The sequence below is a fragment of the Argonema antarcticum A004/B2 genome, assembly GCF_023333585.1.
Classification (GTDB): domain Bacteria; phylum Cyanobacteriota; class Cyanobacteriia; order Cyanobacteriales; family Aerosakkonemataceae; genus Argonema; species Argonema antarcticum.
Genome location: NZ_JAIQZN010000058.1, coordinates 1 through 25,069 on the forward strand (window position 1 = coordinate 1; position 25,069 = coordinate 25,069).

The 25,069-nt window shown below is 46.3% G+C and carries 17 protein-coding genes and 1 tRNA gene; 12 read left to right on the forward strand and 6 right to left on the reverse strand.

Annotated features, from left to right (window positions below):
* The 3 genes from LAY57_RS22380 to LAY57_RS22390 form a co-directional block, all read left to right on the forward strand.
* Positions 1-2,244, forward strand: a 2,244-nt coding sequence (locus LAY57_RS22380; RefSeq protein WP_249069072.1) for a CHAT domain-containing protein, incomplete at its 5' end; no start/stop codon positions are given.
* Positions 2,245-2,255: 11 nt separating this feature from the next.
* Complete coding sequence (locus tag LAY57_RS22385; RefSeq protein WP_249069073.1) at positions 2,256-2,723, forward strand: hypothetical protein; 468 nt, start codon at positions 2,256-2,258, stop codon at positions 2,721-2,723.
* Positions 2,708-3,979: a hypothetical protein gene (locus LAY57_RS22390; RefSeq protein ID WP_249069074.1), complete on the forward strand. Its 1,272-nt coding sequence runs from the start codon at positions 2,708-2,710 to the stop codon at positions 3,977-3,979. Before LAY57_RS22385 ends, LAY57_RS22390 begins: the two co-directional genes overlap by 16 nt.
* Positions 3,980-4,001: 22 nt before the next feature.
* Here LAY57_RS22390 and LAY57_RS22395 read toward each other — a convergent pair whose 3' ends face one another.
* Together LAY57_RS22395 and LAY57_RS22400 are read right to left on the reverse strand one after the other, a co-directional pair.
* Positions 4,002-6,146, reverse strand: coding sequence for a sensor histidine kinase (locus LAY57_RS22395; protein ID WP_249069075.1), 2,145 nt, complete (start codon positions 6,144-6,146; stop codon positions 4,002-4,004).
* 101 nt (positions 6,147-6,247) lie between these two features.
* Positions 6,248-6,859 (reverse strand): SET domain-containing protein, encoded by a 612-nt coding sequence (locus LAY57_RS22400; RefSeq protein WP_249069106.1) that lies wholly within the window; start codon positions 6,857-6,859, stop codon positions 6,248-6,250.
* A 253-nt stretch (positions 6,860-7,112) separates the two neighbouring features.
* Here LAY57_RS22400 and LAY57_RS22405 point away from each other — a divergent pair, with 253 nt between their 5' ends.
* From LAY57_RS22405 to LAY57_RS22425, 5 genes are all read left to right on the forward strand, one after another.
* The gene (locus LAY57_RS22405) at positions 7,113-8,030 is read left to right on the forward strand and encodes a histone deacetylase family protein (protein ID WP_249069076.1); all 918 of its coding nucleotides are present in this window, start codon (positions 7,113-7,115) and stop codon (positions 8,028-8,030) included.
* A gap of 366 nt (positions 8,031-8,396) precedes the next feature.
* Complete coding sequence (gene gshA, locus LAY57_RS22410; RefSeq protein ID WP_249069077.1) at positions 8,397-9,536, forward strand: glutamate--cysteine ligase; 1,140 nt, start codon at positions 8,397-8,399, stop codon at positions 9,534-9,536.
* A 288-nt stretch (positions 9,537-9,824) separates the two neighbouring features.
* On the forward strand, positions 9,825-10,286 hold the full coding sequence (locus LAY57_RS22415; protein WP_249069078.1) for a tRNA (cytidine(34)-2'-O)-methyltransferase: 462 nt from the start codon (positions 9,825-9,827) through the stop codon (positions 10,284-10,286).
* 862 nt (positions 10,287-11,148) lie between these two features.
* Positions 11,149-13,584: a peptidoglycan DD-metalloendopeptidase family protein gene (locus LAY57_RS22420; protein WP_249069079.1), complete on the forward strand. Its 2,436-nt coding sequence runs from the start codon at positions 11,149-11,151 to the stop codon at positions 13,582-13,584.
* 124 nt (positions 13,585-13,708) lie between these two features.
* Positions 13,709-13,782: transfer RNA gene (locus tag LAY57_RS22425), tRNA-Met, on the forward strand.
* A gap of 53 nt (positions 13,783-13,835) precedes the next feature.
* Here LAY57_RS22425 and LAY57_RS22430 read toward each other — a convergent pair.
* On the reverse strand, positions 13,836-15,956 hold the full coding sequence (locus tag LAY57_RS22430) for an amylo-alpha-1,6-glucosidase (RefSeq protein WP_249069080.1): 2,121 nt from the start codon (positions 15,954-15,956) through the stop codon (positions 13,836-13,838).
* Positions 15,957-16,170: 214 nt separating this feature from the next.
* Here LAY57_RS22430 and LAY57_RS22435 point away from each other — a divergent pair, with 214 nt between their 5' ends.
* Positions 16,171-16,782 carry a peroxiredoxin gene (locus tag LAY57_RS22435; RefSeq protein ID WP_249069081.1) on the forward strand — a complete coding sequence of 204 codons (612 nt, stop codon included), beginning with the start codon at positions 16,171-16,173 and terminating at the stop codon, positions 16,780-16,782.
* A 401-nt stretch (positions 16,783-17,183) separates the two neighbouring features.
* Complete coding sequence (locus LAY57_RS22440; RefSeq protein ID WP_249069082.1) at positions 17,184-17,732, forward strand: peroxiredoxin family protein; 549 nt, start codon at positions 17,184-17,186, stop codon at positions 17,730-17,732.
* A gap of 70 nt (positions 17,733-17,802) precedes the next feature.
* Here the strand turns inward: LAY57_RS22440 and LAY57_RS22445 are convergent, their stop codons facing one another.
* The 3 genes from LAY57_RS22445 to LAY57_RS22455 form a co-directional block, all read right to left on the reverse strand.
* On the reverse strand, positions 17,803-18,822 hold the full coding sequence (locus LAY57_RS22445; protein ID WP_249069083.1) for a DnaJ C-terminal domain-containing protein: 1,020 nt from the start codon (positions 18,820-18,822) through the stop codon (positions 17,803-17,805).
* Between the two features lie 201 nt (positions 18,823-19,023).
* Positions 19,024-19,569, reverse strand: coding sequence for an AAA family ATPase (locus LAY57_RS22450; protein ID WP_249069084.1), 546 nt, complete (start codon positions 19,567-19,569; stop codon positions 19,024-19,026).
* 204 nt (positions 19,570-19,773) lie between these two features.
* Positions 19,774-21,060 (reverse strand): glucose-1-phosphate adenylyltransferase, encoded by a 1,287-nt coding sequence (locus LAY57_RS22455; RefSeq protein ID WP_249069085.1) that lies wholly within the window; start codon positions 21,058-21,060, stop codon positions 19,774-19,776.
* 186 nt (positions 21,061-21,246) lie between these two features.
* On the opposite strand from LAY57_RS22455, the gene LAY57_RS22460 reads away from it, so the two are divergent.
* Positions 21,247-21,426 (forward strand): hypothetical protein, encoded by a 180-nt coding sequence (locus LAY57_RS22460; RefSeq protein WP_249069108.1) that lies wholly within the window; start codon positions 21,247-21,249, stop codon positions 21,424-21,426.
* Positions 21,427-22,099: 673 nt separating this feature from the next.
* Complete coding sequence (locus tag LAY57_RS22465) at positions 22,100-25,045, forward strand: two-partner secretion domain-containing protein (protein WP_249069086.1); 2,946 nt, start codon at positions 22,100-22,102, stop codon at positions 25,043-25,045.
* Positions 25,046-25,069 lie beyond the last annotated feature (24 nt).

Consider the following 25,069-nt stretch of genomic DNA (forward strand, 5'->3'; position numbering starts at 1 on the left):
TATAACCGGGGCGTTGCGCTGGATAACTTAGTCAGATATGAAGATGCTATCGCCAGCTTCGATAAAGCGATCGAATTCAAAGCCGACTACCACAAAGCCTGGTTTAACCGGGGCGTTGCGCTGTATAACTTAGGAAGATATGAAGATGCTATCGCTAGCTACGATAAAGCGATCGAATTCTTACCCGACGACCACGAAGCCTGGATTAACCGAGGCAATGCAGCCGGAAGTTCAGTTAACTATAACCCAATAGCTGCTGCTTTAATTGCCTCTGCACCAGCCACCCGAAACCCCGCTTTGAACCAGCGAGGCTATGAGGGTCAATTGGCAAGCTATCAGGAAGGTTTGAAGTTTTGCCACCAAGACACCCACCCAGAAGGCTGGGGCAAATTGCACCGTGCTATTGGCAACGCTCACTATTTTAAAGGGCGAGGAGATGCAAATCCCCACGAGTATTGGCGCAAAGCTGTAGCCGAATATAACGAAGCGTTGAAAACTCTCACTGAAGCAGATTTTCCTGAATTGCATTTAAAGGTTTTGCAATCTCTGATTCGCGCTTTGTTGGGTTTGCAGGAAACCGCTAAAGCCAAAGAATTACAGCGACGCGGCACAGACTTGTTGCGCCGCTTGCTAGCTGAATCCCAAAGTCCTGGTCAGAAAAAGCAACTCGCGCTCAAATTTTACACTTTCCAACAATTAACTGTTGATATTGCCGTACAATCCGGGCAACTCATAGAAGCATTAGAAACCGCAGAAGCCGGAAAAAATGCCTGTTTATATTGGCTACTCTATGCCTACACCGATGAGATTACCTCACCCAAATATGCCGAAATACAACAAATTTTAAATCCCACAACAGCCGCCGTCTACTGGCACATCAGCCCCTGCGCCCTCACCACTTTTATCATCAAATATGGCGAACCAACACCGATTGTTTTGGGATTAGAAACCGGGTTTCTGAGTCGGCTAGTCAAATTTGAAGACTGGGTAAAAGATTGGAATCAACAATACGAGGGATATCGCAAAGAGAAACCCCCCCTAACCCCCCCGTCCACGGGGGGGGACAAATCGGAGTCTCTCACTTTGAATCAAGCGCTATTACCCCCCCTAACCCCCCCGTCCACGGAGGGGGACAAATCGGAGTCCGCCTCCCCCACCCCCTCCTACTCCCTCCCCTACTCCCTCCCCTACTCCCCCTCCTACTCCCCCTCCTACTCCCCCTCCTACTCCCCCTCCGGCCCCCTCCCCGCAGGCGGGGAGGGTTGGGGTGGGGTTTCCTGGCGCGACAACTTGCCCAAAATGCTATCCCACCTAAGCCAAATTCTCGATATCCCAGCAATTGAATCCGCACTTACCGGAATCACTAAGTTAATCTTAATTCCCCACCAAGACTTACACCGCTTTCCCCTTCACGCCCTCTTTTCCAATAACTTCACCATTACCTACTTGCCTAGCGCCCAAATTGGCAAAAATCTCTCCCTTACATCCGCTGCTAACCTTACCGATTTATCGCCAAAACTACTAAGCATCGAACATCCCCAAAGCACAGGATTAAAACCTCTCCTATTTGCCGAAATTGAATCTAGTGTCATCAGCCAAATGTTTGCCAACCCCACTCGCATTGCTGACGCCAATGCCACCCTAGCACAAGTAGAAACAGAACTGAAAAAAGCTCACACCATCTTTCACTTTACCGGACACGGCACTTACAATTTCAACAATCCCAGTCAGTCAGCCCTAGCCTTATCCGGCGACGATAAACTCACCCTAGCAGAAATTGCCAAAACATCCTTTAGCGGCTATGAACTCATCAGTCTTTCTGCTTGCGAAACCGCTATTACCGGAAACCAAACCATCACCACCGAATACGTTGGCTTAGTCAGCGGCTTTCTGCGCCAGGGTGCATCCTACGTCCTCAGCACTCTCTGGACTGTTGACGAAATCTCCAGCGCCCTGATTGTAATTCGCTTCTACCAATTCTTCAAAGCAGGCGCGACTCCCACTGCCGCCCTCAAACTAGCCCAAAACTGGCTTCGCACCGTCACCTACGCCCAACTTGCCAAATGGTATGCCAAACTAGCAACAGATGAAATGCAGGAGACCGACTATCAGTGCTGGCAACGCCTGGGCAGCCTCGCTAGAAATAGTCAAAAAAATTCGGATAAAATGAACTCAAGCGAACCACCTTATCAGCACCCGTATTTCTGGGCTGGATTTACACTGACTGGCAAAGTTAATCCCTAACGTGCTTGAATATGAAAGAAACAGACGATCCCATCACCAAGCAAGCTTTTTTAGTAGCCCTTGTGAAATTACCTTCTTCTGAATCTGCACCTTTAGTAGATCGAACCTTCATAACCGATCCTGTTTCAACTGTATCTCGTCTGAGAAAGTTAGGACAGCACGAGAAGTTCTGGCAACTTTATGATGATGCTTACGATTTTTTTATGGAAGGATATCACGCTAATCCAAAAGACAAGATTTTTCCTAGCGGAAGTCTAAGCGAAGCTTCCAATGTCGCTAACAACGAACTTGAGAATAGTTCACACCACGCTTCTGTTGTCGAAGAATCATTTGACCGCTTCAATAATATTTTTCAGGAAACCCCTAGAAAAAAAGCCGAAGCATCTTACAATGAATTTCAGAAAAATCCGCCTGAAGGTCTTGTAATAACAGAGTATCCTGTACATAATTGGGCAGAATTTGCGTGCAGAACTTGTTAATCTATCCCCACTTAATTCTATTTGCCTATAACCTGGAAGAAAAGCCAGAAGGCAAGGAAACCAGCCAGCAAAAATCCTGGGAAGTTTTGCGTAATCGTCTGAAAGTTCCCTCAGAAGCAGATAATTCGGAACGATATTATCCGTTTTTAGTTGATGATGTCCACGGTTTCTATCAGCGCATTTGTTTGGGCGAAACGGATAGTCTGCTGGTTTCCTGTTTTACTAAGGATGAGGATAAGCCGCAAGATGTCAGTTGTTTCCATAAATTCCGGCAAAAGCTGGAGGTACAGGCGAATATCGGCAGAACTTGGCTGATTTTGGGCTACTCACACTATTCGGCGGATAGCGATCGCGAAAAGGCAGCTAAGGAAGCGTATAAAGCTTTTAAAGGCACTCAGCAAGACCCAAATTTAAAACAGGTAAACTACTTTTTGGGCAGTTCTATTTTTGAAGTGTGGCAGCATTCACAAGATTGGAGAAAAGTTGAAGACAATGACTTGGTATTGATTTGTATCTGTCCTTACAAGAAAACGATGGAAAGATTCGCCGCTTTTTATTATGAGTGGCTGTGGTTGTTCTACTATCGTCATAAAATTATCTGGGCTTATAGCAATAGTAGAATTGTGAAAAAGTTACTGGAAGAAGAAGATTTATTTCCTCGCGCTTCAATAATTCCAGCAATTAAAGTTTACTTACCAGAAATGAATTTGGCTTATACGGATTTGCAACAAATAAAAATAGATTTGCACAAAAATCTGTTAATTCTATCTAAGCATACAGCCGGACTGGAAAGTTTAGCATTGCAGTTGCAAACTCTCAAAACTAACCTGAAAAATTACCAAACCCGGCTGGGTAAAATTAAAGATACAGCTAATAACGAACTTGGACTTACTAAACTGAATTCTCTAGAAGAATTTGGCGAGTCTGTGGCGTCGAAATATCAAGGGCAAATCGAACAAGATCATGCTAGTCTAAGTCCTGGTTTGAGGGTGCGAGAACGATATATCGATACGATTCGAGGAATTGTGGAGGTTACGCAGGCGGAACGCGATCGCACTCTCAACACTACCATAGCTCTAGCTACTTTCGGACTGGCAACCAGCGGCATTACCGCCACGATTATATCAACCCAACTACCTCAGCCTCAGCCCAAAGATACAATTTCCTTGACATCTGCCTTCTTTTGGAGTATAGCTGCTGGAATTATTCCGGTTGCGATCGCCCTAATAATCCTGGGCCAAAAGCGCCGTCGATAACACTTTCCTATTCTTTAAATCCCTACAAAATCTTACTCATCGGTTTCGTTTGATAAATTGGGATTTCAATAAAAAACTCTGTTCCTTCCCCAACTTCAGAAACGCACCTCAACTCACCCTTGTGCTTTTCGACCACAATTTGATAGCAGATAGATAGCCCCAAACCAGTACCTTTACCTACAGGTTTTGTAGTGAAGAAAGGGTCAAATAACTTGCTTTGGTGTTCAGAAGGAATCCCGCACCCATTATCCTTAATCCTAATCACAGCGCGAGGTTGACTAGAATCAGACCCCCCAGTTTTAACCTCAGTGCGAATAGTAAGCGTAGGCGTAAAGTTTTCTCTTCCCTCTTCCGCGTTGCATCTTACCTTTTCCATAGCATCAATAGCATTACTGAGGATATTCATAAACACCTGATTTAGCTGACCCGCGTAACACTCGACTAAAGGGAGATTGCCGTACTCTTTAACTAATTCAATCGCGGAATGTGTCGGTGTAGCCTTAAATTTGTTTTGCAGAATCAGCAAAGTGCTGTCAATTCCTTCGTGGATATTGACATCTTTCATATCAGCCTCATCAAAGCGAGAAAAATTGCGTAATGACAGCACAATCTCCCGAATACGATTCGCACCCATACTTATTGAAGTAAGCATTTTCTCTAAATCTTCCACCAGAAAATCTAGCTCAATTTCTTCTGTGAGGTCTTCAATTTCTGGGTCAGGGTTCGGATATTTACGCTGATAAAGCTCGATCAATCTAATTAAATCTTGTGTGTAGTTGCTGGCGTGAGGAAGGTTACCGTAAATAAAGTTAATCGGATTATTAATTTCATGTGCCACACCAGCAACTAACTGACCTAAACCAGACATTTTTTCAGTCTGAATCAGTTGAGCTTGCGCTTGTTTCAAAGCCTGGTAAGCTTTAGCCGATTTGTCCATTTCTTTTCGTAACCGCTTCTCATTTACAGTTACCTGTCCCAACAAATTATAGAACGATATAGTCAGTTGCCCAATTTCGTCTTCCCGACTCATCAATTCTTCACTTTTTGGACTAGCTTCAGCCAATAAACTACACTCATCCATAATTGGCTGGAGACGTTGATTTAAGCGTTTCACAAACAAAGCAACTACCACAGCGAGGACGAGCGATGCACCCAAAGCTGCCAATAGAGTCCCAATCAATGTGAATTGTAACAATGGGCCAATAATAACCCACTTAGGTACAGATGCCAGCAATACCCAATTATTATTAGAAATTTTCCTGTAAGCCCAAAACTCTCGTTTACCTTCAGCATTCTGCCAAGATATAATGCCACTATTTGTAGTTTTTGACTGGATATTTTTTTGGATTTGTTGCCACAATTGAGAATAGTTACTAATTTGGGGAAATGGCTTTAATTTCAGAGCTAATTCAGAATTGGGTGGATAAGCAATTAGATTGCCTTTAGCACTCACCAGCACAAAATATCCATTTTCCCTCATCACTGGCTTTGATAATTTCTCACTGAGAAACCCCAATTCTAAATCTTGAGCCAGCACACCCAGCAACTCTTTTTTCTGGTTGTAAAATGGTAATGAGTAACTTGTACTCACGGTTTGTTCGGGAGGGTCTACCGTTGTTTCTAAATAAGAAATTGGTTCGAGCCAAATAGGCTTACCTGCCTTAATTGGCTCTGTAAAATAGATTTCTTGATAGTCGTCTGGGCTAGAATCTCCGCCCTTAGCAGTTACTTTACCATCCTTCCCCCTAATTGCAAAAGGATAAGCATACTTTCGTGCGGGAATAATTAAACGTTTTTGTGGTGGCTGACCAAAACCAAGCCCGGTTCCCAGCGGTAAGGTTTTCAAAGAACGACCAATTAAATTAACATAAACTTGTTCGCGTCTTTCTCCTGCTTCATAGAGTGTGGTTGCAGCATCTGCAACCAGCTTGGCTGAGTTTTCAAAACTATTTAAACTGCCCTCTAAGTTTTGAGCTTTTACTTCTAAGCTCGCCATTAATTCGGCTCGTGCCTGTTTGATAAGTTCTTGGTAGAAGAAGTAAGACGCGCATCCTAATCCCACCAACGTACCGCCTAAAACCGAAACAAATAATCGCGAGCCAATGGATTTTACAGTAGAAATATTTCGCCTGCGACGCGGTGGTGATTTTGGGGCTGTATCCTGCATGGTTTTTTTTCCTAGCAGTAGATGCAAAACAGAATTAAAGTATGACATAGGTATAATTACAGTTAATAGGCAAGAGTAAAAATTACAAATTCATCACTAAGTCAACCAACTAATTTTAATTTTTTAGAGCGATCGTAATAAACGTTAAGAATCGAGTCCATCTGTTCTTTTCCTTCGGCAACTGCGTTAATTTTATCTATGAATTTATTGCCAATCAATTTTTTCAACGGTTGTTCAACGTGGTTGAAATCTTTCATCGCTTCAGATGCTTTTCGATCCAACTCTGGATAATAGTGTAAAAGATCGTCAGGCATTACCTTTGTCCTAGAACTATTGGTTTCGTGCAAGCAATAGAAAGGTTTGTCCAAATTCAAATATCCATAGTCATCGGTCAATTCTTCTCCTGGATGAATATCCCTGGCTGCTAATTCAAATTTATACGCTGTACCGACGCAGCTGGAATTAAAGCTATGATTGACAAACTTGGCAATGTCCCAACATAATATATATGTACCCTGGTTATCGCGATAACAATATTTAATTAATTTTTCTCTGAGAATCGGGTTGAGCGACCATATATAGGATGGCTCAAACCTTTGATCTAAATCATCTAATACCCAAGTAATACTACCTTTGGGAATAAATTTTGTTGCGAATACGCCGTATCCTATCAATTTGTTTATATAACGGAGTTCTGTGTGGGGGTGGATCATTTTTTTCAAAAAGAGTTTTGGTTGATTTTTTTTCCAAGTTGAGTAAGCTTAAAATACCACAATTGCCACGGGTTATGTCAGGCAATTTCAGTTTATGTCAAAGTCTGTATCGTTTCACTTTGTGCTGTGCTTGAAAACATAGGTGGATAGGTTGGTTGAAGTTAATTAAATTAAAATTTTGTCAGAGCCGACTTAAGGAGGATGTTTTGGGATCGATCGCAATTATAGATAAACCCACCTTGACAAATCTGTAATGGATTTGCCACTGGTATATCACCCAGATTACATCGCACCGCTTCCAGAAGGGCATCGCTTCCCCATGAGGAAATTTCGGCAACTCTACGAACTGTTGTTAGCCTCTAGCGTTGCCGTACCAGAACAATTCCACACACCCAAACGTCCACCGCCAGAGTGGATAGAATTAGTCCACAGCTACGATTACGTCCGGGCTTACTGCGAAGGAACGCTTGACGCCAAAGCGCAGCGGCGGATCGGATTGCCCTGGAGTCCAGCACTGGTGAATCGTACCTGTGTTGCTGTAGGCGGCACTATCCTCACAGCCGAGCTGGCACTAACTCAGGGTTTAGCTTGCAACACCGCTGGAGGAACTCATCACGCCTTTCCCAATTATGGCTCTGGTTTTTGTATTTTTAACGATTTAGCCATTGCCGCCCGCCTTCTGCAAAAGATGGGACTTGTCCGCCAAATTCTGATTGTGGATTTAGATGTTCATCAAGGCGACGGCACAGCATTTATCTTCCAAAATGACAAGAGTGTTTTCACTTTCTCCATGCACTGCGAAGTGAACTTTCCGGGCACTAAGCAACAAAGCGATCTCGATGTTCCTTTACCAGTTGGGATGGAAGACGATGCCTATCTGCAAACTTTGGCCCAGTATCTCCCCGACTTACTTTCCCAGGTAAAGCCGGATTTAGTTTTGTACGATGCTGGGGTCGATCCTCATGCAGGCGATCGCTTAGGTAAATTATGCCTCACAGACACCGGCATATTCTGTCGCGAAATGCAAGTTTTGAGTACCTGCGTCGCCGCTGGCTATCCCGTCGCCTGCGTAATTGGCGGTGGTTATGCGGATGACCTCAAGGGCCTCGTTTACCGACACTCTTTACTTCATCGTGCCGCCACTGCCGTCTACCGCCAGTACTACCTTTAACAAGCGATCGGGAAGTGTCCTCACCTTACTTAAGGTGGGGATAATCAGGAAAAGATCGATGATAGAATTATTTTAGTGAAATATTCACCCAAACAGCCCAAAACAATATCTACACAATCCATATAACCGGGCTGAAATTAGTTAGACTCGATAGGCTTTTAACTACTCGCTCCTGTTGTCCCCGGCTATAACTGTATTCAGTTTAGCGGCGGGATGAAAGTCCCTAGAGTGGGAGAGTGGGAGAGCGGGGGAGTGGGGGAGTGGGGGAGTGGGCAATTTCTTCGTTCCTTTTTCTTTTGACTTTTCTAGCAAGAAAGTCCCTAGTCCCTAACCCCTAGCAAGAAAGTCCCTAGTAAAGGAGAAACCGTGCTGCTATCTAAAGGCTTTGAAGTTGAGATGTACACTGGGACGCCACAAGGAAATATTGTGGGCCTCTCGGACAAGATTGTGGCAGACCTGGACGGATTTGTGACAGAGCCAGATAGTCGCAATGTGGAATATACTACTGCTCCGTTGTGTTCCTACGATCGATTGTTGTGTGCTTTGGTGCGTCCTCGGCAGCGACTGCGATCGTACTTACAGCGTTTGGGAGACTATACCATCATTCCGGGAAGTACGCTTTCTTTGGGTGGAAGCGATCGCTTTTATCGTTCCGACCCCAATAACCCCTACCACAGCTACATCGAAAACACTTACGGCACCAACGTCGTCACTGCCAGCATCCACATTAATATTGGCATCCGCAATCCAGAAGCTCTAATGCGGGCAATTCGTCTCATTCGCCTGGAAGCACCCCTGTACTTAGCCTTAACTGCTTCTTCCCCATTTCTGGATAGTCGTCCTACGGGATATCACTCCACCCGCTGGGGACTTTTCCCGAAAACCCCCGCAGATGTTCCTCTCTTTGAAAGCCACGCTCACTTTATCCGGTGGACAGAAGACCAGCTAGCCGCCGGTACAATGCAAAATGTCCGCCACCTGTGGTCGTCTGTCCGACCGAATGGCAACCGCCGCCCCTACGATCTCAATCGCCTGGAACTGAGAATCTGCGACTTAATTGTAGATCCGATCGGCCTGCTGGCAGTTACAGCTCTCTTAGAAGCTCGTCTGTGCCAGCTGATGGCTGACCCCAGTCTCGACCCCCTAGAAAAAAGTCTACTGTCTTCCGAAGACTTAATTGCGATCGCCGATGCTAACGAAGTCGCCGCCGCAAAGCAGAGTCTGGATGCCTCCCTCAGACATTGGCAAGATGGCAGAGAAATTCTGGCACGAGATTGGATTATGGAAATTTACCAGGAAGTCTCGCCTTTTGCCAAAAAACAAGGCTTCGGCTGTTTCCTTTCACCCCTGAAAAAAATCCTTCGAGAAGGCAACACTGCGATTCAGTGGTTAAAACTACACGAACAAGGTCTGGACACTCGACGCATTATCGCTCAAGCTATTCAAGCAACCCTTTTGCAAGAACAAGAGCTAGAAGATAAATTGTGCCAGCTTCTAGTAGCTTAGGGAAGAGGGGCTAGGGGCTATAAAAGTCAAAAGTCAAAAGTCAAAAGTCAAAAGAAGAAATAAGAAATAAGAAAGGGGCTAGGGGCTAGGGGCTAGGGAAGAGGGAAGAATCCTTCTTTTGATTTTTGACTTTTGACTTTCCTAGCCCCTCGACTCATCAGAATATTAAATCAATTGAGTTGTCTAACTTATTATTAAAAATATATATAGGTGGCCTCTGTCCTACGATAGATTTTAGATGATCGATGTTACGTTCTAATTGTTGGATTTCGATTAATTTTACGTCTCATGCCGTTTGTTGTCCTGATTAATCCACAAATTCCACCCAATACTGGCAATATTGCCCGAACTTGCGCTGCAACGGGCACAGCGCTGCATTTAGTAGGGCCGCTGGGCTTTGAAATCAGCGATCGCTACCTCAAACGAGCCGGTTTGGACTACTGGCCCTACGTTGACCTGCATTACCACGAATCCCTGTCAGATTTTCAAGCTTTCCACAAGCAACGCGGGGGACGATGGATTGGCTTCAGCGCTTCAGGACGTTGTAGTTATGTTCGCTGTCAATTTCAAAATGATGACTGGCTTTTGTTTGGCACCGAAACCGCAGGACTACCCCCAGACGTACTGAAAGCTTGTGAGGAAACTGTGTGCATACCCATGACCCAGCCGGGAGTTCGCAGCTTAAATCTTTCTGTCAGTGCTGCGATCGGTCTATTTGAGGCCAGACGGCAACTCGGCTACCTGGGATAAATTTTATCCCACTTTCTCTAAGAACCAGAAGTGCAATTAATCAACACTGTATTTATATATAAACATATAAGTTTATTGAGTATCCGGATGGGGCTGAAGACCTTACGACTATAGAGGTAGTCAAAAAAATCGACACGCTTATTACTCAAAGGGGCTCAAAATTATGCACCTATCTCAGGAAAGGTATTCGTCTGGCTACGATAAGAAATTTATATGGCAATCTCTCTTGCCAGCGCCGATTGGATTGATAGATATTATTCAATTTTACATAAGTTGGTTCTCAATGAACGAAAAAATGTAGTATCTTGTTCCACAATTAATCCTCTTTGCGCTTGATTACTTATAGCGATCGCGTATACCACTCGAAGAGCCTACCGAATTCTACGGTTGTTCTTTCGCTCTTAATTGGTTATACCTGTGTTAAAACCAGCACTGTGTTGCGATCTCGAAGGGTGTGCTACAAACATCGCGACAAAAAAGATCTGGTTGCCCATATTGTCTTTTCAGGAAAAATCTTGTTTCTTATTGATTGATGGTGTGTCTGAACTACAACGGGGCCCATGCCTGCGGCACCATTGTGACGAAGCTAATGCGCGAATCTCCTGGCGGTTTCACAGGAGTGCCAAAATCTTCGCTTTGTCAAAGTGTCACAAGGGCGACTCTGGTAAGCGAAAAATGGTAGGCAAATTTTTTAAAGTTTTGTAAACTTGTCTAAAATCAAAAACCAGGGTAACCTTGCCTAAGTATGTTTACCTCAAGCGATCGCGATCCGTTTCGGGAAGTGATCGCAGTCATTGACAGGTAAACGTAGACGGCATCCATCAGGGACAGTTAAACGCTAGTGATCGTAGGAGGTCGTTTTTTGAAACGAGCATTGACGCAAAAAATTAATCCAGCTATTCCTGCCTGTGAGGTAGACAATTCGGCAATGGTGGGACAGCTTAAACCAATTCCACCAGAGGTTAATCGTCGGGCTCGCACCTCTGCTGCCATGATTGGCTTAGCTATCTCAATGGGTGCGTCTAGCCTGTTAATACCACAGCAGAGCGAGAGTGCTATTGCCGCAGAACCTATGGCTAGCAGCGCTTTATCAACAGTTCCATCAGCCACAGCAGAGGGAACGCTAGCAGCAGGATCTCAAGAGGTAAAAGAGATCGCAGCAGCGAGTGCTACAACTCCAGAAGCGATACCAGCACAAGAAGCAACAGAAGTTGCAATGCCAAAACCGCTGGTACTGGAACACAAAGCACAAGAATGGCAACCAACTGGAATAGGGACGAGTGCAGCTAAAGAGTCTACGGCGACAGAAAACATCACGTTAAACCCTTCCCAAAAGGCTTACGAGGTTGAGCCTTTGAGTGTAACGCCAAAAATCAGTGGAATCGGTCACGATTTCAAAACTCGCGAGAGTGTTGCTACAGACTCGGAATCTTATAGTGTCGGACAAAATCAATTAGGGCCCAGGGCGACAACAGAAGCATCTACAACTTTGCCGGTCAGCGAATCTGCTACAGCAGCCGGTAATGTAAATAACCTTTTAAAAGCAAAAGAAGCAGTTGCACTCAACCGTCTGAGAGAGTCATCGAACCGTTTGAGAGCGAGTCTGGCGGAGTGGAAGTCTGAGGAGTTAGGAAATACATCGGCTCAAGTAGCTGAGCCGACTGCGCCAGTTGCAGTTACTGGAGACTTGAAACCCGTAATAGAACAAGCCCCTGCTTCTGTAGGGCTTTCTGATTGGCAACCTAAAGTGGCAGCTGTTGAGCCAGCAGTAGCCACAGCAACACAAGCTGACTCAGGCCGGGTGAGTGGGGCAGAGGCTTGGTCAGCGACCGTCCTGCCCCAGCCAGCGGTATCGGCACCGACAATGGTTTACCAGGTGAAGCCAGGGGATACGGTAGATGCGATCGCTCGCAATTACGGGATCGCCCCGACGCTGCTAGCCAAAGCGAACGAGCTAAACAACCCGAATCGCATTCAGATTGCACAACTAATTTCAATACCTCAAGCCCAGTCCGTCGGGGTTACATCCAGTCAGTTAGCCTTAGACTCCTCTGAGTCTGAGCCAATATCACCAAATTTTGCGGCTTTGAATCGCTCAAGTGCGTCCTCAAAGCCCAACGTACCGATCGTCACAGCCTTGGCACCAGGTTCCAGCCGAGATGGGATCTCAATTCCTACCGTGCCTCCAGCGAATTGGACTCCCAGCATAGCGACAGAGTCAGCTTCTACCTCGTTGGGAACAGACGCCGTTCCGCCCGGGTTTAAGGGTGCCAAATATGAGGTTCCCGAACACCTATCAAGGACAAAGCAGACTGCTGGAGCTGTTAATGGGAAAGACTTCCAGTTACCCACACCTCCAGGAGAACCCTCTCTGTTTGCTGAGAATGAGCCTAACCAGGAGTCTCAAGCCAATTCAAAACAGGAAGATAATCTCTACGTCGAGCGCTTGCGGGCTGAAATTTTGCAACTGCGCGAGCAGTATCGACACCAGCAAGGCAGCGATGTATTGCAGCGCGTAACGTCAATGCGTCAGCCCTATGCAACCCCAAATCCGACGCCAGCTGTAACGCCGACGCCAGCAGTCACGCCGCTGAATTCGTCTCCGGAATCGCGCCCGTCCTTGACATCCTCTACCCCCGTCAATCGGGACTATAATCCAAATCGGTATAACGAGACGTTGCAGGCAGAAATTCAAAGACGATCTGGAAGAGGGCCATCCCAACAGAGTTCAATTCAGATTCCGGTTGCGGAACGTGCTATAGCTCCTGCGAAAAGGCAGCAACAGCTGGTCGCTACCGCCCCAATAGGGCCGGAGGCATATCAGCCTTACAACCAACCCGCACCAAGGATGGTGGCTCCAGAGTTACCCCCCCTTCCCGGCCCGGATAACTATCTCCCTGGTGGTTTAAACCAGAACTTGAACGGGTATAACTGGCCAGCAAGAGGAGTCCTCACTTCAGGCTATGGCCGCCGCTGGGGACGGATGCACAAGGGGATTGACATAGCAGCTCCTACTGGAACGCCGATTGTGGCATCTGCTCCTGGCGTCGTAGTGTATGCACGCTGGAACTCTGGTGGCTATGGAAATCTGGTGGACATTAGACACCCTGATGGCAGTCTGACTCGCTATGGTCACAACAGCCGCATTTTCGTGCAAGAGGGGCAAGCGGTTGAGCAAGGTCAACAGATTGCGGCAATGGGCAGTACGGGATACAGTACTGGTCCCCACTGTCACTTTGAGCTGCATTCGCCTGGACGGGGAGCGGTAAATCCGATGGCGTTTCTATCCCGCCGTTGATAGTTTTGCAGCTATCATATCTGCGATCGAATTGGGGAGTTGTTTGACTCCCCACTTTTTTTTCTCAGGGGGCTAGCAATTTCTCAAAACTGTATGTTATTCTTGTAATTGTCTTAAAAATTATGGCTCAGTAGCTCAGTTGGTTAGAGCGCGGGACTCATAAGCCTGAGGTCGTTGGTTCAATTCCGACCTGAGCCATTGATAAAGTAGGGGGTTAGCATTGCCTACCCCCTATTCATATTTATTCATATTCAGCAATCATGCCAGTGACGGATAATTTCGGCTACAGACCATGCTTGGGCAAAGGCTCCCTGGGGTGAGTGGGGCGGATCGCCATCAAAAATTTCGGAAACCGAACCCAAGCAAGCTTGTTGCTGGAAATGTTCTACTAAAGATTGCCAATCAAAGGGAACGGGTATTTCTGGATAGAAACGTTTCCAAGCAGCAAGAAAAGGGCCAATCAGCCAACTCCAAACAGTGCCTTGATGGTAAGCCCTGTCTCGGTGGATGGGGTCTCCAGCATAGCGATCGATGTAATCGGGGTCAGACGGGTCGAGACTGCGTAAACCGTAGGGGGTCAGAAGGCGCGAGCGTGCCACCTCCAATACTTGACGAGCTTGATGCTCCTCAAACCCACAATGATGCAGCGAAAGTGCCACAACCGCATTCGGACGAATTGCCGGATCGGGCTGTCCATCCGGCTCGATCGTATCGTAAAAATAGCTTCGGTCTGGATTCCAAAACTTTTTCAGCGATGCCTTAACCTGTTCTGCTTGCTGGGCATAGCGTTGCGCTTGGTTACTGAAGCTCTCCTGCTTCTCTGGTGTTTCTTTTGCCAAATGCTGGGCCCACTGCGTCGCCCAACACAAAGCTGAGTACCAGAGGGCGTTGATTTCTACTGGTTTGCCGCGACGCGGCGTGACGGGTTGACCGTCAATCACAACATCCATCCAGGTAAGCGCTACGGCGGGCGCATCCCAACTTAGCAGCCCATCAGTAGCATCGACGAGGATATTGTAAAGAGTACCGCCACAAAAGGCTTTGTAGATCTGCCGCACTACGGGATATTGCTGGGCTAAGAAATCCCAATCCTGGGTTACTTCCAGGTAAAGTCCCAGTATTTCTATCCACCAAAGCGCAGCATCAATACTGTTGTAGAATGGCTCAGCCCCAGAATCTGGGAAAGCATTGGGAATCAGACCCGACTTACAGTAACGACCGAAGGTTTGCAGCAATCCTTTGGCTAAGTCAAAGCGCTGAGTTGTCAGGGCTAAACCGGGCAAGGCAATCAGCGTATCCCGTCCCCAATCATTAAACCAGGGATAACCAGCGATTATGGTAGGGCCAGCAATGGAGGCGCGGTAGACGATAAATTGATCGCCCGCTTGCAGCAACTGACGCCAAATATTGGGGACTGGGGATTGGGGAGTGGAGGAGTGGGGGAGCGGGGGAGTGGGGGAGTGGGGGAGTGGGGGAGTGGGGGGAATTATTATGTACATTTTCTCCCGCTCTCCCCCTCGTCTTCTCTCGTTCTCCCGCTCTCCCGCTCTCCTCTCCTCCTCTGCCTGCACAGCTTGCTCAAAGTCCAGAGGACTAAGCCGATCGGCCTCTGCATTGGGCCATCCTACTTGCGCTTCTAGGATGAGGGAGTCTCCCGGTGGCAGGGTTATTGTTAAGTAGCCTGGACTGTAGAGGTCTTCCCTTGAGCCTAAACCCCGCCGTTTCTCTTCAGGATAGTGATAATCCCAGTACCAGACTCCTTCTGGTTGATAGTCACCGTCACTCCAGCGCAGCTGCCAAGGCGTCCCCACGCGATCGGGACGAGTCGCTTGCAGACAGACTTGCCGCTGGCCCAGAAATTGCGAAAAGCATAATCCTAGTTCGGCTGATTGCTGGTGGTGAAAGTTGCGATCGCCAATCAGCGGTCGCAACCTCAAAATCGCTACTTCTCCACCTTCATAACGATACTCAATCAAAATACTGTTACAGAACTGGGGATTCTCCTGGGCTTCGCTGCCGCCCCGCTCCCCCGCTAATCCATCAGGCATCACCATCCGCCTCGTCAGCTGCCAGTTATCCCCACTCCATACCCATGTAGGTACTGGGTCAATCTCAAAAGAGCGCAGATAGCGATCGCCACGTGGGGCAATTGTCCCATCCCACCAAAAATTCGTTCCTAGCGCCCAAACTTGCCCCCCCACTTCCAGCGTTGCCTCCAAGTGAGACAGCAGCAGGGTACGCTGACTGGGCGGATCGAGAGCAGCAATCAACCAACCGTGATAAGTCCGGGTGCGAGCGTCGCTTACCGTGCCACTGGCAAAACTGCCTAAACCATTTGTCAGCAGCCATTCTCTTGTATCCAAATCATCCATTGCTACTCAAAATCGTTATGAGTTATGATATGTTTCTAACAGTTCGTAAATAGTCAGTTGTTGCCCTTACTGGTAGGTAATCAAGCTTTCTGAGGGTAAAGTCATTGGACTCCCTGTGAAGAAAGAATCTCAGTCCCTAAAGGGACCCAGAGTGTCAACTGCTATTGTGTACAACTCGATAGACAGTCATTTTAAGGATAAGGAGAATCCGTTCATGCCCTTAACTTACGCAGCCGAAGGATGCCTTCGAGTTGGTCAACCTGCTCCCGATTTTACTGCAACGGCTGTGGTCGATCAGGAATTCAAGACGATTAAACTGTCTGACTATCGCGGTAAATATGTAATATTGTTCTTTTATCCGCTTGACTTTACCTTTGTTTGCCCGACGGAAATCACAGCTTTTAGCGATCGCCACAACGAATTCAAAGCAATCAACACCGAAATCCTGGGCGTCTCTGTTGACAGCGAATTTTCCCACTTAGCTTGGATTCAAAGCGATCGCAAATCAGGCGGCGTTGGCGACCTGAATTATCCTCTGGTTTCGGATATCAAGAAAGAAATCAGCGCTGCTTACAACGTTCTCGATCCTGAAGCTGGAGTAGCCCTGCGCGGCTTGTTTATTATCGACAAGCAAGGTATCATTCAGCACGCCACCATCAACAACCTGTCCTTTGGTCGCAGTGTAGAGGAAACCCTAAGAACCCTGAAGGCCATTCAATACGTTCAGGCTCACCCTGATGAAGTTTGCCCCGCCGGTTGGCAACCGGGTGACAAAACAATGACACCTGACCCAGTGAAGTCCAAAGTTTACTTTGCCTCTGTTTAATTGGTTCTTTCGTGTCAAATATGCTGTTGTAGGGACACGGCATATTTAAATCTTTTGTATGACCGACATATTTATGATGCCGTGTCCCTACAAAAATGTTCATAACGAACATTTGCAGGCCGGATTCCGAAAGACCAGGATAAAATGTCAACCCTAATACTGCAACTTAAACCTATAAGCTTGTAGAGTTGGGGTTGATATTTTATATACAATTAGATAAGCGATATCCAGAAGTTATCTGTTGTCATCATTGGTTAAATTTTTAACGCAGATGAAGAGGGATAAACGCAGATATGAGAAGACGAATTTTTTGCACTAAAGCCGAATGATATCAGACGCCAATAAACAGGGTTTATCTGGCAGACATTTTCAATTTATAATCTTAAATCTCAAATGATATTATGCTGACTTCCACTGACTTTAGCGGTTTAATAAATGAGCGCTTCTTCCACAATTTTTTACCTATTCCTGCCAGTAATAGCCTGAAACTGGGAGGAATCACCCCAGACTTTGAACTTGCGGATATCACTCACAAACGTCCCGTCAGGCTATCCGATTATAGAGGAAAGCAACCTGTTATAATAGCTTTTACGCGCATCTTTACTGAAAAGCAATACTGCCCTCTTTGCTATCCCCACATAAAAGCATTGAATGAAAACTACGAGCAGTTTAGCGGTCGGGGTGTTGAGATTTTGATGATTACCAGTACAGATAGGCAACAAAGCGAAAAAGTCGTGCAAGACTTAGGCTTGAAAATGCCTTTACTGAGCGATCGGGCCTGTGGGGTTTTTCGTGCGTATGAAGTTGGTCAGGCGTTGGGTGCGCCTTTACCAGGACAGTTTGTGTTAGATAAGCAAGGAAAACTCCGCTTTAAACATTTGTTTTCCTTTCTCTCCCCCAATGCTTCTGTGGAGAAGTTGCTGGAGGTAATAAATCAAGTTGCTAGTTAGTTCCATTGGCTTATGGGTAGGTATGCGCTTTAGGGCTATAAGAGGGCTAAAGCGCATACCTACCTATGCTCTATAATTTTATTTGTTTTAAATCGCTGCGGGGATTGAAGCTGCGTGCGGTACGGATTTTCTCGTAATACTCGCGATCGATCGGACTGAGGTCTTTGGGGGGTACGATCGCAATTTTCACCATCTGGTCGCCCCGTTGAGCTTTGGGTTTGGGCCATCCTTTGCCGCGCAGACGCAGGGATTGACCGGAACGAATTCCGGCGGGAACATTCACCGTTACGGAACCATCAGGGGTTGGAACTTCAATTTGGGCTCCCAACACGGCTTCATCTGGGGTAATTGGCACTTCGCAGACTAGGTTTTCGCCATCAAATTGGAAGAACGAGTGGGGTAACAGTTCCACCGTTAAGTACAAATCGCCTCGCTGCTGGGTGTAGGGACTGACTGCGCCTTTGCCTTTGAGGCGAATGCGGCTACCTGTTTTGGCACCAGGCGGAATCCGCACGTCTACTACTTCCGTACCTAAATCTAAGCGCTTTTGGACACCGTTAAATGCTTCCGATAGGCTGAGGCTAAGGGTTGCTTCTCTATCGGCGGCTGTTGCTTGACCTGTCTGATTTTCAAATCCGTCGAAACCATTATAGCCGCTAAAGCCTGTCGGGCCTCCCGTGTTGGTACGGTAGGTGTAAGCGCGACCCCCAGAACGTCCAGGCGCACCAGGGCTTGTGGTGCCAAAGCGACCTAGCAATTCATTGATGAATTCATCGAAACTACCGTACTGACTAAAGTCGAAGCCACTGGGATCGACGCCTGCGCCTCCTCCTCCCGATGGCCATCCTTGACCGGCCTGTTTCCAGTACTGACCGAATTGGTCATATTTTTTCCGTTTGTCTGAGTCTGACAAGACTTCGTAGGCTTCGCTGACTTCCTTGAAGTGAGCTTCGGCTTCTTTGTTGCCTTGGTTCATATCGGGGTGGTATTTGCGTGCCAGTCGGCGGTAAACCTTTTTGATTTCATCAGCGCTAGCGGTCTTGTTTATTCCTAGTACGGCGTAATAGTCTTTGAAGTCGGTCGCTGGCATTAATTAAGTCTCCTATAGTAAATATGGGATTTATGTATTTTCTTGAGGCTGTTTAAAGTTTGGTTTTAATGGCAATTACGGGCAGAGCGCTTTTTGATTAAGGCTTTACCCTAAAGCACAGTTAGAGTCGATTGTAATGCTTGCCAAATGAGTAGATTTGTGTTTGGTGCTGTCGCCGATCGATTCTATATTATAAGACTATCAAATATGGGAGTTAGGTTGGGTTCGGTTATTGCTCTTTAACCAGATCGCAATTTCCTGACTGGATACACCCGGATAGTAGGGTAGCAAGCGGTCTAGGCCATCCTCAAGTGTTGGAGGAGCATCGCGAAGTTGCCGATACATCCGAAATATAACATCTTCCGGTACTTGACGCTGGCGGCGGCGATTACGTGCCAGACAAAGCCAAACTGGTATATCTAGCCACAACCCGGTGATGTGGGTAAAGCCGATTTCGCGGGAAGAGGCGATCGCTTCTCGTCGATGTTGGCGAACTGCATTGGTGGCATCGTAAATTGCTGCCTCTGCTTGTCCCAACTGTATTTGCTGGACAGCTTGCTGAAATTGGTGTTGCAATTCTTGCCAAACTAACAGCCAGGAGCCTTGGATAGCTTCATCTCCAAATAGTTTAGCGCGAATGGCGTCTGTAGAGATTAGCAAAGTTTCTTGACTTTGGGCTACTAGCTTTTGTGCCAGAAAGGATTTACCGCTACCGGGAAGTCCAATAAGGAGAATTAGTCTGGTCAATCGATTTTGGATTTTGGATTTTGGATTTTGGATTGACCCCCAGACGCTCGTTCGGAGGGCGAGCTTCGGCAATACTGAAAAGGTTTTTTTTCTTTACGACTGAAAGTAGGTTGCTCTCCGATCTTTTTGGTTTTCAGTCATGGCAATCTCAGATTTTAGATTTTAGATTTTTAATCCAAAATCTAAAATCTAAAATCCCAAATTCTAAATCACAGTTCGATCGGGAATGACTGCGTTTTTCAAGACTACAACAATCCCGCTGCGGATGTAGAATCCTTGACTTTCGCGTTCGGCTTCTTGCACTCTGTCTTTGTTGACAATTTGAACATCGCAGCCGATGTGAGCATTTTTGTCAATGATGGCACGACGAATTGTTGAGTTGGCACCTATGCCCATATAAACATGGGCACCGCTGTTGAATTGCCGTTCGCTAAAAGGTTCGTAGAAGTCTGACCCCATAATGAGGGAGTCTTCAATCAGACAACCTGCTTCGATCCGCGATCGCACTCCCAACACCGAGCGATCGATCCGGCATTCCTTCAAGATACAGCCTTCGCCAATCATCGATTCCGTCACATGACAATCCAACAGTTTTGTGGGTGGCAAGTAACGAGCGCGAGTATAGATGGGGGCATTTTCGTCGTAGAAGCTGAAAGGCGGGTGAGGCTGCCGCGTCAGGGCCAAGTTTGCTTCATAGAACGCTTCGATCGTCCCAATATCTTCCCAGTAATCGTCAAATAGGTAGGCTTGAACGTTATAGTCCTTTGCCGACGAGGGGATAATCTCTTTACCAAAATCCGTGCGTTCTAGTGATTCTTTGAGCAACTTAATCAGCACGTCTTTTTTGAAGACATAAATCCCCATTGAGGCAATATAGGGCATTTTCTGCGCCTCTTCGGGTGTTAGCCCCAGAGCGGTGGTATCCACCTGCATCTGTTGGAGGGCGTCACCTTTGGGTTTTTCGCTGAAATCAACCACCCTGCCCTTACCATCAATTTTCATCAAGCCGAAGTCCGAGGCGCGTTTGTCGTCCATCGGCACAACGGAGATGGTGATATCCGCATTGGTGTCCCGGTGACGTTGCCAGAATAGGCGATAGTCCATCCGGTAGAGGTGATCTCCCGACAAAATTATATATTCATCGACATCCCACTCTTCCAACAGCCACAGATACTGGCGCACCGCATCGGCAGTACCCTGAAACCAGTTGGGGTTTTCGGGGGTTTGCTGGGCGGCTAGTACCTCAACGAAGCCTTCGGTGAAGCCTGAGAAGTTGTAGGCGCGGGCAATGTGCCGATTGAGGGAAGCTGAGTTAAATTGCGTCAGGACGTAAATCTTGTAGATTTCTGAGTTAATGCAGTTACTGACGGGGATATCGATGAGGCGATATTTCCCTGCTAGTGGTACTGCTGGTTTGGCGCGGAGCTTGGTTAACGGGTAAAGACGGGTGCCAGCGCCGCCTCCGAGAATAATGGCTAGAACTCTTTTCACGAAAAACCTCTTAACTGCCGATCGTTCCCAAGTCCAGTGTCGGACTGTGCGGGATCGTTGGCAAGGGGGGGAGGGGGGAAAGTTTTGAGGAATGAGGAATGAGTTTTGAGTTGATTAATTTTTTTAATTGATGAATTATAACTTATTTAGGGGGAAAAAGTTGGAAAATATTAATTTGAGGCAATTATGTTGAAGTACAATCCGTTAAGTTGTTTGCCATCTTCGGAAGAATTACCCAGTTCGGATGATACGCCTGTGGATAATGAATTGCAAGTTTTAATTCCCAGTTTGTTGTTGGCAGTTTTAGCTTTGATTTGGCAAGAACGGGATGTCAAGGATACACTGAGGCAGAAGTTGCTGAAATAGAGCATTACATAGCTGAATGGGTTGCTTCTACATTGAGGTAATTGAGGAGTTAATTTTGTTAGCGACATTTGACATTTGACAACCACTCTCCCTTAAAGTATTTTATCAAGTAAATAGCTTTTTAAGCGGCCAAAAAATGGGTGCGATCGCTTCTTTCAGGATCTAGCCCGAACTATTAGCTGTAAATGGTTCTTGTCAAAATAAATACCTGTTGTTTGGTACAGAAACACATATTTTTTGGTGAAGGTTATTAACAAGTAAAAAATCTTCATAGATAAAGTCTAATACAGTTGAGCTTTTATGAGTCGCCCAAGCAGTTCTGGAACTACTTCACTAAGTTTTTCCCTAAAACGGCTGTGTCGTTAAACCTACGTGCGGATATAAATATTGTATAAATTTATGCTTATATAAATGAGGTTTTTCTATTTTTCAACTCAAAAAATAAGTTCCTTTTCTCAAAAAAAGCTCGAAATAAAAAAATAAGATTTTAGGTTTATAGTTGGAGTCAAAGATTAAAGCAATTGTACGAGAACATTTTAAAGCAGAACTTTGCACGGCCAAAACAGCGATCGCCAAGTATACTTAAACACATCATATAACCGCACTAACATCCTAGTCTAATGGCTGAGCGTACTCAACAGGTGGCGGTTGCTTTTATGGGTGTATTTGTGAAATGTCTCAAAAAAGGGTAATCGGGTGCTGGACATTATGTGCGACAAGTTTGTTTTGGGTGAGTGGGGCGATCGCTTCTTTGGGAGACTGCACTCTGGCTCAAATTACACCAGATGCTACCCTAAGAGTCAATTCTGTCGTCACACCCTCTCTGGACACCAGCATCATTGAGGGAGGAACATATAAAGGTGGCAACCTCTTCCACAGCTTTAAAGATTTTTCTGTTCCTACAGGCGGCACAGTCCTCTTCAACAACGCACTGGACATCCAAAACATCTTTACACGGGTCACAGGTGGGTCGATTTCTCACATTGATGGGTTGCTCAAAGCTAACGGCACCGCCAATCTGTTTTTACTAAATCCTAACGGAATTATTTTTGGCCTCAATGCTCAACTGAATATCGGTGGCTCGTTTTTAGCAAGTACAGCCAATAGTATAAACTTTACTGATGGGACTTCTTTTAGCGCCAGCGCTCCTCAAACCACGTCCTTGCTGACAATTAGTGTACCCATTGGTTTGCAATTTGGGTCAAATCCAGGAGATATTATCAATCGATCTAGAGCGATCGATAACAGCAGTCAAGCAGCCGGATTACAAGTGCAGCCAGGAAGAACCCTCGCTCTTATAGGCGGAAATGTGAGTGTGGATGGAGGAATTTTACTGGCTCCAGGTGGTCGAGTGGAGTTGGGAGGTTTAGCAGAAGCGGGAACAGTCGGGCTAAATATGGATGGAGATAATTTAAGTTTAAATTTTCCCGATCGCATAACAAGAGCAAATATATCTCTCACCAATGGCACGGAAGTGAATGTAGAAGCTGCTGGCGGCGGTAGTATTGCGATCTATGCCAAAAACTTAGAAATTTCACAAGGAGCAGTTCTTCGAGCTGGAATAGCTTCGGGATTGGGTTCTATTGACGCTCGCGCCGGAGATATCGAAATCGATGTAACTGGAGCATTAGTTATCACTGGTACTCGCAGCATTATTTATAATCAAGTATTAGAGAACGCAACAGGCTTCGGTGGTGATATTCACATTACAGCAGTTTCTTTAACGGTAAGCAACGGCGGTTACATCTACGCTGGCACTAGAGGCAAGGGAAATGCAGGCAACGTAAATATAAACATCCTGGGTACAGCCTTATTTGAAGGTGAGGGTATCAACAACATCTCCAGCGCTGCATACAACAGAGTAGAACGGGGAGCTACGGGTCAGGGAGGAGATGTCAATATTACAGCAGGTTCGCTAACAGTAAGCAATGGCGCTCTTGTGCAAGCTAGCACAAACGGACAGGGAAACGCTGGCAATCTCAACATCAATGTCCGCGATTTAGTATCTTTTGATGGAGTGGGGCCTGATGTTTTTTCTAGCGGTGCTTACAGCGGTGTGGAATCTAATAATGCTGTAGGGAATGGAGGAAATATAAATATTTCGGCTGGTTCTCTCTCTGTTACAAACGGTGCTGTTGTCACGGCTAGCACGGAAGGAATGGGAAATGCAGGCAATATAACTATTAATGTTGCCAATGCGATCGTCTTGTCGGGGATAAGCCCTTCTTTCAATGAAATTCTTCAAACTGAACAATCCAGCGGTATATATAGCGTCGTCAAACCTACGGGAGTGGGAACTGGAGGAAATATTAACATTACAACGGGTTCGCTAGAAGTTGCTGATGGCGCTCTCGTAATTGCCAGAACCCGAGGCCAGGGAAATGCCGGGAATATTCAGATTAATACGGCTGATTATATCACAATTTATGGAATTGGCACAGATAAAACTTCCAGTGCCTTATTAACACCTACTGAGCCAGGGGCAAGGGGTTTGGGAGGAGATATTACAGTTAATACTAATGTTTTTCGCGTATCAGATGGGGCTGTGATTAATTCCCAAACACTTAATGAAAATAAGGGAGGAAACATTACGATTAACGCCACTATTTTTGAGGCTACAGGCGGTGGACAAGCGATCGCCACAACTAGCAGCAGCGGTCAGGCAGGTAATATAACTATCAATGCTACTGACAAAATTATCCTTTCTGGTAGCGATCCCAATTTTGTCGAACGAGAGGGCCGATTTGATGCAAACATTGTTGGTAATAATGAAGGCCCAGCCAGCGGATTATATGCCAGTACAGCTAAGGGTCAGGAATCTACAGGTGCAGGGGGAAATTTGACAATTCAAGCGCGGGGGCAGATGATTGTCACAGAGGGGGCGCAAGTCACTGTGAGCGCTCAAGGAACGGGCGCAGCAGGCAATCTGGAAGTCGCGGCTAGCTCAATTCATCTAGATAATGGTTTTATGACAGCTACCACGACAGCGGGTAATTTTGGGAATATTAATCTGCGATCGCAAGGATTAGTGTTACGCAATGGCAGTAGAATCAGCACGGATGCTACCCAAGGCACGGCCAATGGCGGCAATATCACGATCGATACGGGTGTCTTAGCTGGTTTGGAAAATAGCGATATAATTGCCAAAGCGATCGCCGGACGGGGTGGCAATATCCTGATCTATACTCAAGGCGACTTTCGCTCGATCGATAGCGAAGTCAGTGCCAGTTCGGAAAGGGGAATTAATGGTGTAGTGGACATCCAAACACCGAACACTAACCCTACTCAAGGATTACTTAAGTTACCCCAAGTACCGATCGCTTCTTCACCTCCAGCGCAAGGTTGTCGAGCGAGGGGTAGACAAACTCGATTTATTAATACTGGTAGTGGTGGAGTGCCACCAAATCCCAGCGATGCACTTAGCAGTAATATAGGCTGGGTAGATTCATCAACAAGGGAATCAAATCTATATAACCCTAAAACTTATTCCTCTTTCCCGGAGCAAATTGTCGAAGCCCAAGGCTGGATAATCAATCCTAATGGTGTGGTGGAACTTACTGCTTCTCCATCCGTTGTGACGCCTAACAACTCTGGTTCTGTATTACCTGCTTGCAATTAAGATTTTATTAGAAATATGATTTAT